This window comes from Streptomyces sp. NPDC053432, from assembly GCF_055585365.1.
The window spans coordinates 133,319-149,999 of record NZ_JBVJKF010000006.1; the positions used below are offsets into that span (position 1 = coordinate 133,319).

14 protein-coding genes are annotated in these 16,681 nt (G+C 73.3%); all 14 read right to left on the reverse strand.

What is annotated here, in order from left to right:
• Positions 1–35: 35 nt before the first annotated feature.
• Positions 36–1,058, reverse strand: coding sequence for an ABC transporter ATP-binding protein (locus ACZ6Y1_RS12785; protein ID WP_469626941.1), 1,023 nt, complete (start codon positions 1,056–1,058; stop codon positions 36–38).
• Complete coding sequence (locus ACZ6Y1_RS12790; RefSeq protein WP_469626944.1) at positions 1,055–2,083, reverse strand: ABC transporter ATP-binding protein; 1,029 nt, start codon at positions 2,081–2,083, stop codon at positions 1,055–1,057. The genes ACZ6Y1_RS12785 and ACZ6Y1_RS12790 overlap by 4 nt, the downstream gene beginning before the upstream one ends.
• The gene (locus ACZ6Y1_RS12795; protein ID WP_469626946.1) at positions 2,083–3,069 is read right to left on the reverse strand and encodes an ABC transporter permease; all 987 of its coding nucleotides are present in this window, start codon (positions 3,067–3,069) and stop codon (positions 2,083–2,085) included. Before ACZ6Y1_RS12795 ends, ACZ6Y1_RS12790 begins: the two co-directional genes overlap by 1 nt.
• A complete protein-coding gene (locus ACZ6Y1_RS12800) occupies positions 3,066–4,112 on the reverse strand; it encodes an ABC transporter permease (RefSeq protein WP_469626949.1) in 1,047 nt (348 codons plus the stop codon). Before ACZ6Y1_RS12800 ends, ACZ6Y1_RS12795 begins: the two co-directional genes overlap by 4 nt.
• Before the next feature lie 20 nt (positions 4,113–4,132).
• Positions 4,133–5,875 carry an ABC transporter substrate-binding protein gene (locus ACZ6Y1_RS12805; RefSeq protein ID WP_469626953.1) on the reverse strand — a complete coding sequence of 581 codons (1,743 nt, stop codon included), beginning with the start codon at positions 5,873–5,875 and terminating at the stop codon, positions 4,133–4,135.
• 244 nt (positions 5,876–6,119) lie between these two features.
• Positions 6,120–6,836: a GntR family transcriptional regulator gene (locus ACZ6Y1_RS12810; protein ID WP_469626956.1), complete on the reverse strand. Its 717-nt coding sequence runs from the start codon at positions 6,834–6,836 to the stop codon at positions 6,120–6,122.
• Positions 6,837–6,892: 56 nt separating this feature from the next.
• Positions 6,893–7,816, reverse strand: a complete 924-nt coding sequence (locus tag ACZ6Y1_RS12815) for an ornithine cyclodeaminase family protein (protein WP_469627461.1) — start codon at positions 7,814–7,816, stop codon at positions 6,893–6,895.
• An 80-nt stretch (positions 7,817–7,896) separates the two neighbouring features.
• The gene (locus ACZ6Y1_RS12820) at positions 7,897–8,916 is read right to left on the reverse strand and encodes a proline racemase family protein (protein WP_469626959.1); all 1,020 of its coding nucleotides are present in this window, start codon (positions 8,914–8,916) and stop codon (positions 7,897–7,899) included.
• Complete coding sequence (locus tag ACZ6Y1_RS12825) at positions 8,913–9,917, reverse strand: proline racemase family protein (protein ID WP_469626961.1); 1,005 nt, start codon at positions 9,915–9,917, stop codon at positions 8,913–8,915. The genes ACZ6Y1_RS12820 and ACZ6Y1_RS12825 overlap by 4 nt, the downstream gene beginning before the upstream one ends.
• 16 nt (positions 9,918–9,933) lie before the next feature.
• Positions 9,934–10,857, reverse strand: coding sequence for a dihydrodipicolinate synthase family protein (locus tag ACZ6Y1_RS12830; protein WP_469626964.1), 924 nt, complete (start codon positions 10,855–10,857; stop codon positions 9,934–9,936).
• Between the two features lie 76 nt (positions 10,858–10,933).
• Positions 10,934–12,403, reverse strand: coding sequence for an FAD-dependent oxidoreductase (locus ACZ6Y1_RS12835; protein WP_469626968.1), 1,470 nt, complete (start codon positions 12,401–12,403; stop codon positions 10,934–10,936).
• Positions 12,384–12,695 (reverse strand): (2Fe-2S)-binding protein, encoded by a 312-nt coding sequence (locus ACZ6Y1_RS12840; RefSeq protein ID WP_469626972.1) that lies wholly within the window; start codon positions 12,693–12,695, stop codon positions 12,384–12,386. The genes ACZ6Y1_RS12835 and ACZ6Y1_RS12840 overlap by 20 nt, the downstream gene beginning before the upstream one ends.
• Before the next feature lie 223 nt (positions 12,696–12,918).
• Positions 12,919–14,058: an NAD(P)/FAD-dependent oxidoreductase gene (locus tag ACZ6Y1_RS12845; protein ID WP_469626974.1), complete on the reverse strand. Its 1,140-nt coding sequence runs from the start codon at positions 14,056–14,058 to the stop codon at positions 12,919–12,921.
• 90 nt (positions 14,059–14,148) lie between these two features.
• Positions 14,149–16,530 carry a collagenase gene (locus ACZ6Y1_RS12850; RefSeq protein ID WP_469626978.1) on the reverse strand — a complete coding sequence of 794 codons (2,382 nt, stop codon included), beginning with the start codon at positions 16,528–16,530 and terminating at the stop codon, positions 14,149–14,151.
• Between the last annotated feature and the right edge of the window lie 151 nt (positions 16,531–16,681).

A 16,681-nucleotide genomic window follows, 5' to 3' on the forward strand; every position in this document is an offset into this window, starting at 1 on the left:
GTCCCCGGGGCCCTTCCCCTTCCCCAAGATCCCCGTCAGTCACCGGGGAAGTGACACGCCACCTCCCGGGAGGCGGTGAGCTGCAGCAGCGGCCGCTCGGTGCGGCAGACCTCCTGCGCCTTGGGGCAGCGCGGGTGGAAGGTGCAGCCCGGGGGCGGGGCGGCCGGGCTCGGCGGGTCGCCGAGCAGCACGATCCGCTCCCGTCGCCGTTCCGCCGCCGGGTCGGGCAGCGGAACGGCGGACAACAGCGCCCGGGTGTACGGGTGCTGAGGGTTCTCGTAGAGGGACTCCTTGTCCCCGATCTCGACGATCCTGCCGAGGTACATGACGGCGACGCGGTCGCTGACCCGCTTGACGACCGAGAGGTCGTGCGCGATGAACACGTACGCCAGGCCCAGCTCCGCGCGCAGCCGCTCCATCAGGTTGACGATCTGCGCCTGGACGGAGACGTCGAGGGCGGACACCGGCTCGTCGGCGATGACCAGGCGCGGGCTGGTGGCCAGCGAGCGGGCGATGCCGATGCGCTGGGCCTGACCGCCGGAGAACTCGTGCGGGTAGCGGTCGATGTGCTCGGGGATCAGCCCCACCAGGTCCATCAGTTCGGCGGCGCGGCGGCGCGCGTCACCCGCGCTCCAGCCCTGCACCATCAGCGGGTCGGAGATGATCCGGGCCACGGTCTGGCGTGGGTTGAGGGAGGAGTGCGGGTCCTGGAAGACCATCTGGATGTGCTTGCGCAGCGGCCGCAGGGCGCTCTGCGAGAGCCTGCTGATGTCGCGGCCCTCGAACTCGACGCTGCCGGAGGTGGGTTCGAGTAGCCGCACGAGCATCCGGCCGGTGGTGGACTTGCCGCAGCCGGACTCGCCGACCAGGCCGAGGGTCCGGCCGGCCTCCAGGTCGAAGGAGACCCCGTCCACGGCGCGCACGGGCGCCCCCCGGCGCCCGGTCACGGACCGCTTCCCGGGGAAGGTCATCGTCAGATCGCGGACGCTCAGCAGCGGCCGGGACGGCGGCCCCTCCCGTTCGGCGACGGGCTGGGGGCGGGCGGCCGGGGCCGTCATCGGGACACCTCCGGGGCGGGGGCGGCGGCAGCGGGCACCGCGCCGGCGAAGTGACAGGCCGCCAGCCGGTCCGGCGAGCCGTACGGACGCAGTTCGGGCCGCTCGCCCGTGCAGCGGCCCGCGTCCCCGGCCGGAGCCGCGGCGGCGACCGCGCAGCGCGGGGCGAAGGCGCAGCCCGGCGGCGGGGTGAGCAGGGACGGCGGGGAGCCGGGGATGGACGGCAGCGGGAGGTCGTCCGCACTGTCGAGGCGGGGCAGCGAGTCGAGCAGGCCGCGCGTGTAGGGATGGGCGGGTTCCGCGAAGAGGGCGTCGACCGGCGCCTGTTCGGCGGCCCGGCCGCCGTACATCACCAGGACCTCGTGTGCGACGCGGGCGACGACCCCCAGGTCGTGGGTGATCATCACGACGCCGAGGCCGCGCTCCTGCTGGAGCCGGGCGATCAGCTCCAGGATCTGCGCCTGCACGGTCACGTCCAGGGCGGTGGTCGGCTCGTCGGCGATCAGCAGTTCGGGCTCGCAGGCCAGCGCCATGGCGATCATGGCGCGCTGGCGCATGCCGCCGGAGAACTGGTGCGGGTACTCCCCCGCCCGGCGGGCCGGTTCCGGGATGCCGACCTCGCCGAGCATGTCCACGGCCCGCTTGCGGGCGGCGGCCCGGCCGGCCTTGAAGTGGACCCGGAAGTGCTCGGCGATCTGCTCGCCGACCGTGTAGTAGGGGTGCAGGCTGGAGAGCGGGTCCTGGAAGATCATGGCCATTCTGCGGCCGCGGATCCGGGACAGCTCCCGCTCGGACAGGCCGGTCAGCTCCCGTCCGTCGAGCGCGACGGAGCCGCCGACCTCGACGGCCCCCCGGTGCAGGCCCATGACGGCCAGCGAGGTGACGGACTTGCCGGATCCGGACTCGCCGACGATCCCGAGGGTGCGGCCCGCCTCCACGGTGAACCCGAGGGAGTCGACGGCGCGCACGGTCCCGTGCGGGGTGGTGAAGGTGACGCTCAGGTCGCGGACTTCGAGGAGGGCGGCCATCAGTACCTCACTCTCGGGTCGATGACGGCGTACAGGAGGTCGACGACGAGATTGGCGACGACGATGAAGAAGGCGGCGAGCAGCGTGACGCCGAGGACCACGGGCTGGTCGGAGTTGACGAGCGCCCCGTAGAACAGCCGCCCGATGCCCGGGAGTCCGAAGATGGACTCGGTGATGACGGCTCCGGCGAGCAGCCCGCCGAGGTCCATGCCGAAGATGGTCAGGATCGGGGTCATCCCGGAGCGCAGCCCGTGTTTGACGACGACCGTGCGCTCGGGCATGCCCTTGGCGCGGGCGGTGCGGATGTACGGCTCGGCCATCGCCTCGATCATCGAACCGCGGCTCTGGCGGGCGTACATGGCCGCGTAGAGCAGGGCGAGGGCGGTCCACGGCAGCAGCAGGTTGGCCGCCCAGGCGAGCGGGTCGTCGGTGAAGGCCTGGTAGGTGGGGTAGGGCAGGAGGCCCGCGATGCGGATCACGCCGTAGATCAGCATCACGGAGGTGAAGTAGACCGGCAGGGAGGCGGCGGCGACCGCGCCCACCATCAGGGCCTTGTCGGTGGCGGTGTCCTTGCGCAGGGCGGCGGTGACACCGGCGCCGAGTCCGAGGACCAGCCAGAGCACGGCGGCGCCGACGGCGAGGGAGGCGGAGACCGGGAGCCGGTCCATGAGCAGGTCCCAGACGGGCAGGGAGTTCTCGTACGAGTACCCCAGGCAGGGGAAGTCGCACTGGACGGCGTACTGGCCGGAGCCGAGGGTGCGGCCGGTGAAGATCCCGGTGAGGAAGTCGGCGAACTGCCGCCACAGGGGCTGGTCGAGCCCCAGGTACGCGCGCACGTCGGCCACCCGCTCGGCGCTGCAGGTCTTGCCGCAGGCGGCCGCGGCCGGGTCGGAGGGCAGGACGTAGAAGATGAGGAAGGTGACGGCGGCGATCGCGAGCAGCACTCCGACGAGGGCGAGCAGCCGGCGGGCGAGGTAGAGGATCAACTGCGGCCGCCCCTCGGGTCGAGGATGTCGCGCAGGGCGTCGCCGAGCAGGGTGAAGGCGAGCACGGCGAGGAAGAGGAACACGCTCGGAATGACGAAGTACATGGGGTCGGTCTCGTAGAAGGCCACGGACTCGGCGATCATCTGGCCCCAGGAGGGGGTGGGCGGGCGCACGCCCACGCCGAGGTAGCTGAGCGCGGCCTCGGTGCTGATCATGCCGGGGATGAGCAGGGTGGTGTAGGCGATGACCGGCCCCGAGACACCCGGGAGGATGTCGCGGGTCAGGATCCGCCAGGGGCCGGCGCCGCCGACGCGGGCGGCGTCGACGTACTCGCGGTGTTTGAGGGAGAGGGTCTGGCCGCGGACGACGCGGGCGACACCGGGCCAGCCGAAGAGGCCGATCACGGCGGTCATCAGCAGGAGCCGGTTGACGTCCTTGGCCACCGACAGCATGGCGATCATGAAGATGAGGGACGGGAAGGACATGGTCAGGTCCATGAGCCGGGACAGGACCGTGTCGGTGCGGCCGCCGAAGTAGCCGGCGGCGATCCCGGCGGCGGTGCCGGTGACGACGACGATGGCGGTGGCCGCGAAGGCGATGAGGAGGGACACCTGTGCGCCGTGGACGACGCGGGCGAACAGGTCGCGTCCGGTGACGGGTTCGACGCCGAGCCAGTGGTCGGGGCCGATCCCGCCGAAGGAGCCGAGGGGCTGGCCGCCGAGGTAGGGGTCGATGGCGGTCTTGTCGAACTCCTCGGGGGACCAGCCGCCGAGCGCGCCCAGCCAGGGCGCGGCGGCGGCCATCAGGACGAAGAGGAGGACGACGCAGAGGCTGACCCGTACGGCGGGCCGCCGGCCCAGCTCCCGCCGCGCGAGCTGCCAGGGACTGCCGTGCGCTGCCGCGAGCCGGGCTGTGGTCACCTCAGGGGCCGGTTCGCTGTGGGGCGCCGGGGCCGGGCCGGAGGCCGGAGCCGGGCCGGGCGCCGGGGTGCCGTCGGGGTCCGGGGCGGCCCGGTCGTCCGGGACGGGTGCTGTGGTGGTCATGGTCGCAGGCCTCGGGTTCCTCAGCCCTGGCTCTTCGACGGGTCCTTGAGGCCGACCGTCCCGTAGTCGATGGTGCCGGTCCACACGGGGTGGCCGTAGGCGCCGGCGATGTTCGGGCCGACGAGGAGCGGCTTGCGCTCCATGAGGATCGGGATCGACGGGGACTTCTTCATGATCTCGGCGTCGAGGTCGGTCCACGCCTGGCTCGCCTGCTTCGCGTCGGCCATCGCGTTGATCTCGTCGATCCGCTTCATGACGGCCTCGTCGCGGAACTGGGCGTAGTTGCCCTGGTTGCCCTTGTCCTTGATGGTGCGTCCGTCGAAGACGAACGGGATCCAGGTGGAGCCGGAGGGGTAGTCGGGGCACCAGCCGGTGTAGCTCATGTCGGGGGTGGTGGAGAGGTCGCCGATGGCGTCGTAGTACGCACCGGGGTCGACGGTGTCGATGACGACCTCGATGCCGGCCCGGGACAGGCCCTGCTGGATGGCCTCCGCCCGGCCCTTGTCGCCGGTGGAGACCGCGAGGGAGACCTTGAGGTGCTCCTTGCCTGCGGCCTTGAGGATTTCCTTGGCCTTGGCCGGGTCGCCGGCCGGGGGGATCTTCAGCGTGTCGGCCTGCTTGCCGCCGGAGAGGGCCGGGGGCAGGTAGGCGGTGGCGACCTCGTTGAGGGCGGGCCCGCCGGCCGCGGTGATGATGGCCTCCTTGTCGACCGCGTACTGCATGGCCTCGCGGACCTTGGGGTCGTTGAAGGGGGCGCGGGAGTTGTTCAGGTGGAGCATGACCGTACAGCCCTGCGACTCGGCGAGCAGGCGCCCCTTGATCTCGGGCTTGGGCAGCACCTTGGGGGCGCTCTCGGGCCGCATGTTGGCGTACTCGACGGCGGAGGCGTCGGCGCCCTCGCCGGCGATGATGCGGTCGTCGATCTGGCCGCCCTTGAGGCCCATGACGACCACGAACTTGTCCGGGTAGGCCTTGCGGACGGTGTCGGTCTTCGGGTCCCAGTGCTCGTTGCGGACGAGGACGAGCTTCTTGTCGCGGTCGTACGTCTCGATCTTGTACGGGCCCGAGGAGAACGGGCGGGCGTCGTACTGCGTGCCCTTCTCCTGCGACTGCGGGACGGGCGCGAAGGTGGGGAGGGTGGCGGTCTGGGAGAACTCGGCCACGGGGCGCTTGAGTTCGAAGACGATCGTGCGGTCGTCGGGGGTCTTGACGGAGTCCAGGTGCTGCCCCTGGAGCGGACCCTTGTAGCCCTCGGCGCCGGCCAGGTACTGGGCGGCGTAGTCGGGGCCGCCGGTCAGGTCGGGGGCGAAGGAGCGCTCCACGTTGTACTTGACGTCCTGGGCCCTGATCGGCGATCCGTCCTCGTACTTGAGGCCCTCCTTCAGGGTGAAGGTCCAGGTCCTGCCGCCGTTGGACGGGGTCCCGAGGTCGGTGGCGAGGTCGGGGACCAGCTCGCTGCCGGCCTTGCCGGGCTCCGCCTTGAAGGTGACGAGCGTGCGGTAGAGCAGGCGGGTGCCGAAGTCCATCGTCGGCATCGTCCAGTTGCGGGCCGGGTCGAGGTGGGAGAAGTCCTGGTTCGACAGGACGGTGAGGGTGCCGCCCTTGACCGGGGTGCCGCCGATGATCTTGCCGTCGTTGGCGGCGGCGGGGTTCGAGGCGGGAGCGCCCTCCTTGCCCTTCTTGGGGTCGGAGCAGCCCGAGGCGCCGAGTGCGAGTGCCGCCACCAGGGCGGTGGCGAGGGCGAGTTGGGTGCGCTTGGTCATGGGTCACTCCAGTGAAGGGCCGCGCTCTACGATGTGACCGGTAACATAGTAATGTGAAATTGCACTGACAAGGGGTTGGCGCCGCCGTTATCCAGCCGTGTCCAAATCCCCTGCGCAGAAAGCGCGTTGGGCCCGGACCGAGGAGGTCCGGGCCCGAGGTGGGGCGCCTGCGGAGGTGCCGGGTTCAGCTTTGGGCGGTCAGCTTCTGGCGATGCGGTCCCTCTTGGCGGCCGGCCCTTGGCGGTCAGCTCTTGGCGGTGCCGCCGAGGACGCCCGGGGTGCGGCCCACCGGCTCGTCGCGGCCCTGGGCCCAGAGGGAGCGGACATGGCCGAGGTGGCGGGCCATGCACGCCTCGGCCGCCTCGGCGTCGCCGCTGATCATCAGGTCGAGCAGCTCGATGTGCTCCTCGGCCGAGGAGACCAGCTTGCCGGCCTCGTCCAGACCGGTCAGACCGTACAGCCGGGACCGCTTGCGCAGGTCACCGACGGTCTCGACGAGGCGGTCGTTGCCCGCGAGGGCGAGCAGGGTCAGGTGGAAGCGGCGGTCCGCCTCCAGGTAGCCGATGAGGTTGTGCTCGCGCGCACTGGTGACGATCTCCTCGGCGATGGGGCGCAGCTCCTCCAGCTGCTCGGCCGTGGCCGTCTTCGTGATCCGGCCGATGGTGGGGACCTCGATCATGGTGCGCAGCTCGGTGTACTGGTCCAGGTCGCGTTCGCTGACCTCGGTGATCCGGAACCCCTTGTTGCGGACGGGCTCCACCAGGCCCTCGCGGGCCAGGTCGAGCATCGCCTCGCGCACGGGGGTGGCCGAGACCCCGAGTTCGGCCGCGAGGCCGGGGGCGGAGTAGACGCTGCCCGGGCGCAGTTCGCCCGCTATCAGGGCGGCCCGGAGGGCGTGGCCGACCTGGTCGCGCAGCCGCTCCTGGGCCTTGATGAGACTGTGCTGCTTGAGGTCACCCATTGCTCTTCCTCCGATGGCCCGTACACCCTCGATGGGCAGAGGAACAGCGTACAATGTCACGTTGCGCCACTTGCCCCCGCGGCCTCGAACAACGCGACCGCCACGGCAAGATCCTCCCAGGCCATGCCCACACTCTTGAAGAGCTGTGGACAACTCCGCGGCCCGCCGGGCGGCATCCGTCCGGCGACCAGGTCGGCGAGGGTACCGGTGATGTGACCGGGCCCGATCGCCCCTTCCGCCTCCGGGACCAGGAGGTCCCCCGCCTCGCGCAGGGCGGCCGCGCGCGACTCCACGTACACCGCCGCCCGTCGCACGAGGGCGGTGTCCGTCTCCCGCGCCGTCGGCTCGTGCGAGCCGACGGCGACGACGGTGGCTCCCGGGCGGACCAGGCTCCCGTCGAAGAGGGGTTCGCGGGCGGTGGTGCAGCAGACGACGAGGTCGGCGTCGGCCACGTCCTTCGCGGTGCCGGTACGGGCCTGCGGCACCCCGAGCCGGCGGGCGTGCGCGACGAGCCGGTCCGCACCGGCGGGGTCGCGGGCGACGACCACCACCAGCGCCGGCTCCCGCACCGCGAGGACCGCTTCCAGATGCCCGTACGCCTGCGGTCCGGAGCCGAAGAGCACCAGTCGCAGCGGCCCTCCGGCCGGCAGCAGCCGGCGCAGTGCCAGGGCCGAGACCGCCGGGGTGCGCAGGGCGGTGAGGGCCGCGCCGTCGAACAGGGCCAGCGGGCTCAGCGTCGGCCCGTCCAGCAGCAGGTACGACCCGGTGATCCGGGGCAGCCCGCGGGCCGGGTTCCCGGGCGCCACCCCGGCGATCTTCACCCCCGCGTACGCGGCGGACGCGGCGGGCATCAGCAGGAGTTCGCCGCCGCCGGGCACGGGGAGCGCGGTGCGCTGCGGGCAGCTCTCCGGGTCGAGCCCGCCGAGCAGGGCGGCGGCCAGGGCGTCGGCGGCCCCGGCCGGGGTGAGCAGTCCGGCGATGTCGGCGGCGCCGAACTGCGGGAGCCCGGCGGCGGCGGGCCCGGCGGCAGGCCCGGCGGGTCCGCCCGCGCCCGGCCCGTTCACAGGAGGAACCCCGTTCCCAAGGGGTCGTGCGGGTCGACCGTGAAGGCGTGCTCGCCGGTGCGGTAGGCGGTGCCGGTGACCTCGGTGACTCCGCCGGGCAGCACCCGCCCGGTGAACACCGTGCCCGTGACCGACTCGTGCAGCAGGTCCTCCCCCGCCGCGAGCCGTCCGTCCTCCGCGAGCAGCGCGAGCCGCGTCGAGGTGCCGGAACCGCAGGGCGAGCGGTCGATCTGCCCGTCGGCGAAGACGGTGACGTTGCGCTGGTGCGGCCCGAACGGGGTCTCGGGCAGCTCCTCGTGGAGGATCACCCCGTACACCCCCGAGAGCAGCGGGCCGTCGGGGTGCCAGGTCGCCGGGTGGGTGGCCAGCGCGGCCCGGATCTCCCGGCCGGCCCGCACCAGGTCGGGCAGTGCGGCCCGGGTGACCTCCAGCCCGAGGTCCCGGGCGCGGACGGACGCGTAGCAGGCCCCGGCGTGCGCGATGTCCGCCTCGGCGAGTCCGAGGGTGGTGGCGACGGGCACCTTGCGGGCGCTCACCCGGGCCGGGACGTTGCGGAAGGTGACCCCGGTCGTGCGGCCGCCGGCCCGGTGCACGGTGGCGGTGACCCGGCCGGACGGCACGTCGATGCGCACCGGGGCGTCCCCGTCGTCGGGGGCGGGGACCAGGCCGCTGTCCACGGCCCAGGCCCCGAGGGCCATGGTGCCGTGGCCGCAGGCCGTGGAGTAGCCGTCCTTGTGCCAGAACAGCACCCCGAAGTGGGCCCCGTCGTCGTCGGCCGGGACGACGAACCCGCCGTACATCCCGGCGTGCCCGCGCGGTTCCTGCACGAGCAGCCGCCGTACGTCGTCCAGCGCGCCCCTGCGCGGAGCGGTCCCGGAGCCGCCCGGGCCGAGGGCGGTGGCGCAGCGTTCGGCGACGGTGTCCCCGGGGACGGGGGGCATGCCCTCGGCGGACGTGTCGACGACGCGGAAGGGCTCGCCGGCGGTGTGGTAGTCCACCGTTCTGACGGTGATCACAGCAGGAAGCCTCCGGGGAACGGGTCGGTCGGGTCGAGGAAGTACTGCGCGGTTCCGGTGACCCAGGCCCGGCCGGTGACGGTGGGGACCACGGCGGGCAGGCCGCCGACGGTGGTCTCGCCGACGAGCCGGCCGGTGAACTTCGTGCCGATGAAGGACTCGTTGACGAAGTCGGTGCCCAGTGCGAGCAGGCCGCGGGCGTGCAGTTGGGCCATGCGCGCGCTGGTACCGGTCCCGCAGGGCGAGCGGTCGAACCAGCCGGGGTGGATGGCCATGGCGTGCCGGGAGCGCCGGGCGTCGGAGCCGGGGGCGGCGAGGTAGACGTGCTTGACCCCGGCGATGGAGGGGTTCTCGGGGTGGACGGGCCGGTCGTCGCCCGCGTTGATCGCGTCCATGACGGCGAGGCCGGCGGCGATCAGGTCGTCCTTGCGGGCCCGGTCGAAGGGCAGTCCGAGGGCGTCGAGTTCGACGAAGGCGTAGAAGTTGCCGCCGTACGCCAGGTCGTAGGTGAGGGTGCCGAAGCCGGGGACCTCGGTCTTCAGGTCGAGCCCGACGCTGAAGGAGGGCACGTTGGTGAGGGTGACGGCGGTCGCCGCCCCGTCCTCGACGCGGACGTCGACGCTCACCAGTCCGGCCGGGGTGTCGAGCCGGACGGTGGTGACCGGCTCGACGACCGGCACCATGCCGGTCTCGACGAGGACGGTGGCGACACCGATGGTGCCGTGCCCGCACATGGGGAGCAGACCCGACACCTCGATGTAGACGACGCCGTAGTCGGCGTCGGGGCGGGTGGGGGGCTGCAGGATGGCGCCGCTCATCGCGGAGTGCCCGCGCGGTTCGTACATGAGCAGGGTGCGGACGTGGTCCATGTGCTCGATGAAGTGGAGCCGCTTCTCGGCCATGGTGGCGCCGGGGATCACCCCGACGCCCCCGGTGATCACCCGGGTCGGCATGCCCTCGGTGTGCGAGTCCACCGCGTGGTAGATGTGACGCGTACGCATGGGTCCCCCCGGGGTGTCAGTTGAGGCCCTCGGCGAGGGCCTTCTCGGTGGCGGCTCGGACGGCGGCCTCGGTCTCGCCGGTCAGCGGGAACCGCGGCGGTCGGGTGGCGCCGCCGGGGCGCCCGGCCAGGTCCATGGAGAGCTTGATGGCCTGGACGAACTCGGTCTTGGAGTCCCAGCGCAGCAGGGAGTGCAGGGACTTGTAGAGCGGCAGCGCGGTGTCGAGGTCGCCGGCGACGGCGGCCCGGTAGAGGGTGGCGCAGGAGCTCGGGAGGGCGTTGGGGTAGCCGGCGATCCAGCCGACCGCACCGGCGAGGGCGAGTTCGAGGAGGACGTCGTCGGCGCCGATGAGCAGGTCGAGGCCCGGGGCGAGCTCGGCGATCTCGTAGGCGCGGCGCACGTCGCCGCTGAATTCCTTGACGGCGACGATGGAGCCGTCGGCGTGCAGCCGGGCGAGCACGTCCGGGGTCAGGTCGACCTTGGTGTCGTACGGGTTGTTGTACGCGACGACGGGCAGTCCGGCGCCGGCGACCTCGGCGTAGTGGGCGCGCACGGTCGCCTCGTCGGCGCGGAAGGCGTTGGGCGGCAGCAGCAGGACGGATCCGGCGCCGGCCTCGGCGGCCTGGTCGGCCCAGCGGCGGGCTTCGGCGCTGCCGTAGGCGGCGACGCCGGGCATGACGCGGGCACCGTCGCCGGCGGCCTCGACCGCCGTACGGACGACGCGGGCGCGCTCCTCATCGGTGAGGGTCTGGTACTCGCCGAGGGAACCGTTGGGGACCACGCCGTCGCAGCCGTTGGCGATGAGCCAGGCCACGTGCTCGGCGTAGGCGTCGTAGTCGACGCTGAGGTCCTCGCGCAGGGGAAGCGCGGTGGCGACCATGATTCCGTGCCAGGGGCGGGTGCGGGGCGGGGTGGACGCGGTGGCGTGCGCGTGGGTCATGGGTGAGCTCCCTAGAGTGATGTGTGACATTTTACTAGTGGGTGCGAGGCGGCCACAAGGCCCCGGAGGGGCCGGATCAGCCGTCGGCGGCGGGAAGTTCGGCGAGGTGGCGCAGCGGGACCGGACAGGAGAAGGGGCGCCGGTCGGGGGCGGGTTCCTCCCCGGCGAGGGCGGCGACGGCGGGCCCGCACATTCGGCCCTGGCACCAGCCCATGCCGGCCCGGGTGAGGAGTTTGACCGTACGGGCGTCCCGCGCGCCGAGCTCGTCCGCCGCCTCGCGGATCCGGCCGGCCGGAACCTCCTCGCAGCGGCACACGAGGGCGTCGTCCGGGAGCCAGCCGGTCCAGGCGCCGCCCGGGCGGTGGGCGGCGGCCATCGCGCCGGCGAAGGCGCGCAGCCGGGCGCGGGTGCGGGTGAGGGCGGCCGGGGCGGGCCGTCCGGCGGCGGTGTGGGCCGCGATCTCACCCTCGGCGAGGGCCAGTTGGGCCCCGCCGATGCCGCCGGTCTCGCCCGCGGAGAGGATGCCGGGGACGGAGGTCCGCTGTGCGGTGTCCAGTTCGAGGGCGACCGCGCCGTCCGGGCTCCTGCGGGTGGCGCAGCCGAGGCCGGTGGCCAGCTCCAGCTGGGGGACGAGGCCGTGGCCCACGGCGAGGGCGTCGCAGGGGATCCGGCGGGCGGTGCCGGGCAGCGGCCGCCAGTCCCGGTCGAGCCGGGTCACGGTGACGGCCTCGACCCGGTCGGTGCCGTGCGCCTCGGTCACCGCGTGCCGGGTGAGGAGGCGGACGTGGTGCCGGGCGAGGGCTCCGCCGAAGACGGCGGCCTCGGCGAGCTTGCCGGGGTTGCGCAGCAGGGCGGGGAGGTGCCCGGCGTACGCGGTGTACGCGCCCGCCTCGACCACGGCGGGGACGGTGGCTCCGGCGGCGGAGAGCGACCCGGCCACGGCGAGCAGCAGCGGGCCGCTGCCGGCCACGACCACCCGCTTGCCGGGAAGCACGAGCCCGGCCTTGAGCATGGCCTGGGCCCCGCCGGCCCCGACGACCCCGGGGAGGGTCCAGCCGGGGAAGGGCAGTTGGCGCTCGTAGGCGCCGGTGGCGAGCAGCACGGCGCCGGCCGTGACGCCTGCGGCGCGCTCCTCGGGACCCGCCACGGCGTGCAGGGTCCACCCGCCGCCCGCACCGGGGACGACCGTCCACACGTGGTGGAGCGGGAGGTATGCGATCCGCCCGGCCGACACGTGGGCGCGCAGGGCGGCGTCGAGGCGGGCGAAGGCGGCCCAGCCGTGGTGCAGGGCCTCGGGGCGGGCGGCGCCCAGCCCGGGCGCGGGGTGGCGGTAGTACTGCCCGCCGGGCTGCTCCCCCGCGTCGAGCAGCGCGACCCGCAGGCCGAGCCCGGCGGCGGTGACGGCGGCCGCGAGCCCGGTGGGCCCGGCCCCGACGACGGCGAGGTCGACCCGGGGCGGGAGCTCGGCCGCGCCCGGGGCAGCGGGGGCCTCGGCGGAGGCCCGGCCTCCCGCGAGGGCTTCCGGCTCAGACGGCGAGGTCGGCATGGCCGGTTCCCTCCTGGGTGGTGACGGTGTCGCCCGCGCGGGCGGGGACGAGGCAGGCGCGCTGGTTCGGGCGGCCGTTGACGGTGACGAGGCAGTCGTAGCAGCTGCCGATCCCGCAGAACGCGCCCCGCGGGGCGGCTCCGTCGCGGGTGGTCCGCCAGGCGAGGATGCCGGCGGCCCACAGCACGGCGGCGATGGACTGCCCGTCCTGCGCCGGGAGCTCCCGGCCGTCGAAGCCGATGGTGTACTGCGCTTGCGGGCTGCCGCCGACCAGCGAACGGGGGCTGCGCATCAGGGGGTCTTCCTCTCGTTTCCAGCATCGCCGACGTGTGGGGCACGGGGCCCGGCTCTTCCGGCCCGCCCGGCGCTTGAGGACCAGGCCCCGGGACGGAACCCGGACCTTCCGGCCCGTCCGGCGCTTGAGGACCGGGGCCCGGGGCGGAGTCCCGGGGAACGGTGGAAGGGCGGGGTGGGGAACGGCTCCGCGCGGCGGCGGCGCCCACAGCCGGCCCCGGTCACCCGAACCGCTCCGGCCGGAACGGGGCGAGCGGGAGCGCGGGTTCGGCCCCCGCGAGGACCGCTGCGAGGAGGAGCCCGGTCGCCGGCGCCAGCCCGATCCCCGCGCCTTCGTGCCCGCAGGCGTGCAGCAGCCCGGGGCGCCGCGGGTCCGGCCCGATCGCCGGGAGGTGGTCGGGGAGGTAGGGGCGGAACCCGTGGTAGGTGCGCAGGACGCGCACGTCCGCGAGGAGCGGGAAGAGGGCCGCCGCCTGGGAGGCGAGACGGCGCAGCGCCTCCGTGGACAGCGAGCGGTCGAAGCCGACGCGCTCGCGGGTGGCGCCGATCAGGACCGGCCCGGAGGGGGTGCCCTCCACCACGGCGGAGGACTGGAGCGAGGCGGAGCCGCTGGCAACGTCCGCGATGTAGTCGGCGGCGTACACCTTGTGCCGCACCACCTTCGGCAGCGGTTCGGTCACCAGCACGAAGCCGCGGCGCGGAAGGACCGGCAGCTCCACACCGGCGAGTTCGGCGATGCGGCCGCCCCAGGTCCCGGCCGCGTTGACGACGGCGGGGGCGAGCAGTTCGCGGCGCGGGGTGCGGACGCCCCGTACCGCGCCCGAGGCGTCCAGCAGGACCTCGGTCACCTCCTCGCCGAGGTGGACCTCGGCGCCGGCTGCGGCCAGCAGGCGGGCCGCCGCCTGGGCGGGCTGGACCTGGGCGTCCTGGGGGTAGTGGAATCCGCCCGCGAGTCCGGGGGCGAGGTGGGGTTCCAGGTCGCGCAGGGCGTCCGCGGGCACCTCGACCGCCTCGACGCCCGCCTTTCGCTGGCCCTCCGCGAAGGTGCGCAGGGCCTCCACCGCGGCCGGGGCCGAGGCGACGACGAGGCCACCCTTGGGCTCGTACTCGATCTCCTCGGGGAGGGCGGCCGCGAGTTCGCGCCAGAGGCGGGTGGACAGCAGGGCCAGGTCGAGCTCCGGCCCGGCCTCCTTGTCGGAGACGAGCAGGTTGCCCTCGCCGGCGCCGGTCGTACCGCCCGCGACGGGGCCGCGGTCGACGACCGCCACGGAGAGTCCGGCGCGGGCCGCGTAGTAGGCGCAGGCCGCTCCGACGACGCCGGCGCCGATGATGACGGCGTCCAGGGAGTGTCTCTTGAGCACGACAGTAATATGTCACATTCTTCAGTGGCTGCCCAGGCCGGTCCCGCGCCCGTCGCGGGCGCGGGACCGGTCCGGGCGGGCCGGTGCGGATCAGCTGCGGAGCGGGCCCTCGCAGCTGTAACTCGACGTGCCCGCGACCTTGTTGCTCCAGATCTCCACCGGACCGAAGGAGCAGTTCATGTCGGCGAGGTTGTTGGAGGCGGCTCCCGCGCGGTCGAGGATGAAGTAGTCGACCGTCTCGGACATGTCCTTGAAGTTCTGGTCGTCGCTGCGCCAGTTCTTCAGGTTCGCGGTGATGCGCCCGGTACAGGTGAAGCGGCGCTTGCCGGGGTCCCCGTTCTCCACGCAGTCCGGGGTGTTGTAGGTGGCGGTGGCGAAGGACGACTTCACGTCGGCGAGCGCCGCGTCGCGCAGCCGCTCGTTGGGGGTGAAGACGGTGTTCGGCACGTAGAGCTGGTCGACCTTGGCGATCTGCGCGTCCAGGAAGCGGTCGTAGTCGCGCTGGAGGTAGGCGTCGGCGCCCATCCGGTTGCGCCAGGCGTCGTACGCCGCCACGTCGTCGTTGCGCAGGTGCGTGTACATCTCGCGCAGCAGGGAGGGCTTCTCGGTCCACAGGAACTCGAAGAAGGTTCCGGCGTAGCTGTAGAAGCGGAAGCCGTCGACGTCGTATCGGGCGTTCAGCAGCTGCTCGACCGACATCCGGGGGCCGCCGCCGGCGGTGTCGTTGATGATGCTTTTGACCAGGGACTTGCGGACGGCGATGCCGTTGTCACGGGTGGCGCCGTCGAAGAACTCGGCGGTGCCCTCGTCCATCGCCGTCGTACGGTCGCCCTGGTACCAGTCGCCCTGGCCGAAGAAGCCGGGGACGGCGAAGCGGCCGTTGAGGTAGTGCGTGTACTCGTGGCGGAAGAGCTCTTCCAGGGTGAGGGAGGAGTCCTGCGGGACGCGGCGCTGGTAGGTGTAGAAGGTGGCGCCGTTCTCGATGTAGATGCCGCCGTTGTTGGTGCCGTAGCCGGTCAGGATCGGGTGGTAGTTCTCGTAGTCGGCGCGGGAGGCGTAGAGGACGATGTTCAGCGTGGTGTTGGGGTCACCGGCGAGCGGCTGGTCGGTGCCCAGGACCCGGTGGAACTGCGTCTTGACCTGCTTGCTGGCGTAGTAGAGCTGGTCCACGGTGGCCCGGTCGAGGGCGGTGCGGACCTTGATGCCGCCGTTGTCGTAGGTGTAGGTGTTCGGGAAGAGCTGCTTCTCGATGTCCTCCTTGCAGACCCCGTACGGCTTGCACGCGTTGTAGAAGTTGAGCCAGGAGACGACCTTGGCCCAGGGTTCGGTGCCCAGTCCGCTCTTCACCGGCTCCAGCATCGCGCCGAGGTCGGCGACGACCTGCTCCTGCAGACCCGCGACCTGGCCGAACCGGCCGTACTCGCCGAGGGCGTCGCGCGCCACCCAGGCGTTGCCCGTGCCCTTGAGGTGGGTGTACGTCGCGAAGGCCTTGAAGGTCGCCCGGTAGGCGGGATCGGCGGCGACGGCGGCGTGGAAGGCGGCGTCCTGGTTGCCCGGGTAGACGCCGAGGTAGTTCACGGAGAGGGCGGCGAGGGCGGCGCCCGCCCAGCCGGCGTCGAGGTGGGTGGCCGGGTGGGCCGGGTCCATGGTGGCCAGGACCTTCTTGATGAGGCCGAGCTGGTGCTGGCGCAGTCCCGGGGCGCTGCCCGCGTAGAGGGCCTCGCGCAGGGTGCGGGCGTTGGAGGCGGTCACGTCGAAGGTGCGGGCGGCATTGCCGAAGTCGGCGATGGCCCGGCGCATGGCGTCCACGGTCGGGGCGTCGGTGACGTCGATCTCGGAGCGCGAGTAGTCGTGGTAGGCAACCGCGTGCAGGTAGGTGAACATCTCCTCCAGGTGGGAGGAGTTACGGCCGTCGTGCGCGGCGGCCAGGCCGGATATCCGCCGGGAGACGGCCTGGACGTGGGCGTCCGACATCACCGGGGCCAGCCGGGCGTCCCAGGTCCAGATGAGCCCGCGCAGGCAGCCGTCGGCAGTGACGGCCTGGTCGGCGAGGAAGTCGGCGAACTGCTCCGGGCCGAGGCCGGTGATCCCGTCGAGGGTGCAGGGGACGCCCGCGGCGACGCTCCTGGCGGTCGGGGTGGCCTGGGCGGCGGCCTTGCGGCTCTTCTCGCCGCGCTCGGAGGGCGCGGCGGCGGCCGTGGCGGCACCGGGGACCTTCCCAGCGAGGTCCTTGCCGCCGGGGGCCGGGGCGTCCGCCGGGGTGGCGGCCTTGGCGTCGGCGACGCGGTCGACCTCGTCGAACGGGTTCGCGGCCGGGGCCCCGCCGGAGAACGTGCCGGACGCGGCGCTGCCCGCGGCGGCCGCGGTCCCGCGGTCAGCCGCCTGGGTCACGGCCTGACCGGCGGAGGCGAGGAGGGTGACCGTCACGGCGGAGGCGAGAAGGGTCGAACGCACGGTTTTGTGCTTGAACACCGAGGACTCCTGTGTGGAGAGAAGTGGGGGGTGGTGCGTGGGGGGTGGTGCGTGGAAGACCCGGTCCAACTGCCCCGGGTCACACGGCGTTTGACGGGGATTAACGTGCCGCGGTGTGAGCTGTAACATAGTAATGTGAAATTGCACTGAC

Bases quoted from the DNA above. Each gene is read 5' to 3' on its own strand.
- ACZ6Y1_RS12785 (WP_469626941.1), bottom strand. From the start codon at position 1,058: ATGACGGCCCCGGCCGCCCGCCCCCAGCCCGTCGCCGAACGGGAGGGG.
- ACZ6Y1_RS12790 (WP_469626944.1), bottom strand. From the start codon at position 2,083: ATGGCCGCCCTCCTCGAAGTCCGCGACCTGAGCGTCACCTTCACCACC.
- ACZ6Y1_RS12800 (WP_469626949.1), bottom strand. From the start codon at position 4,112: ATGACCACCACAGCACCCGTCCCGGACGACCGGGCCGCCCCGGACCCC.
- ACZ6Y1_RS12805 (WP_469626953.1), bottom strand. From the start codon at position 5,875: ATGACCAAGCGCACCCAACTCGCCCTCGCCACCGCCCTGGTGGCGGCA.
- ACZ6Y1_RS12810 (WP_469626956.1), bottom strand. From the start codon at position 6,836: ATGGGTGACCTCAAGCAGCACAGTCTCATCAAGGCCCAGGAGCGGCTG.
- ACZ6Y1_RS12825 (WP_469626961.1), bottom strand. From the start codon at position 9,917: ATGCGTACGCGTCACATCTACCACGCGGTGGACTCGCACACCGAGGGC.
- ACZ6Y1_RS12830 (WP_469626964.1), bottom strand. From the start codon at position 10,857: ATGACCCACGCGCACGCCACCGCGTCCACCCCGCCCCGCACCCGCCCC.
- ACZ6Y1_RS12835 (WP_469626968.1), bottom strand. From the start codon at position 12,403: ATGCCGACCTCGCCGTCTGAGCCGGAAGCCCTCGCGGGAGGCCGGGCC.
- ACZ6Y1_RS12840 (WP_469626972.1), bottom strand. From the start codon at position 12,695: ATGCGCAGCCCCCGTTCGCTGGTCGGCGGCAGCCCGCAAGCGCAGTAC.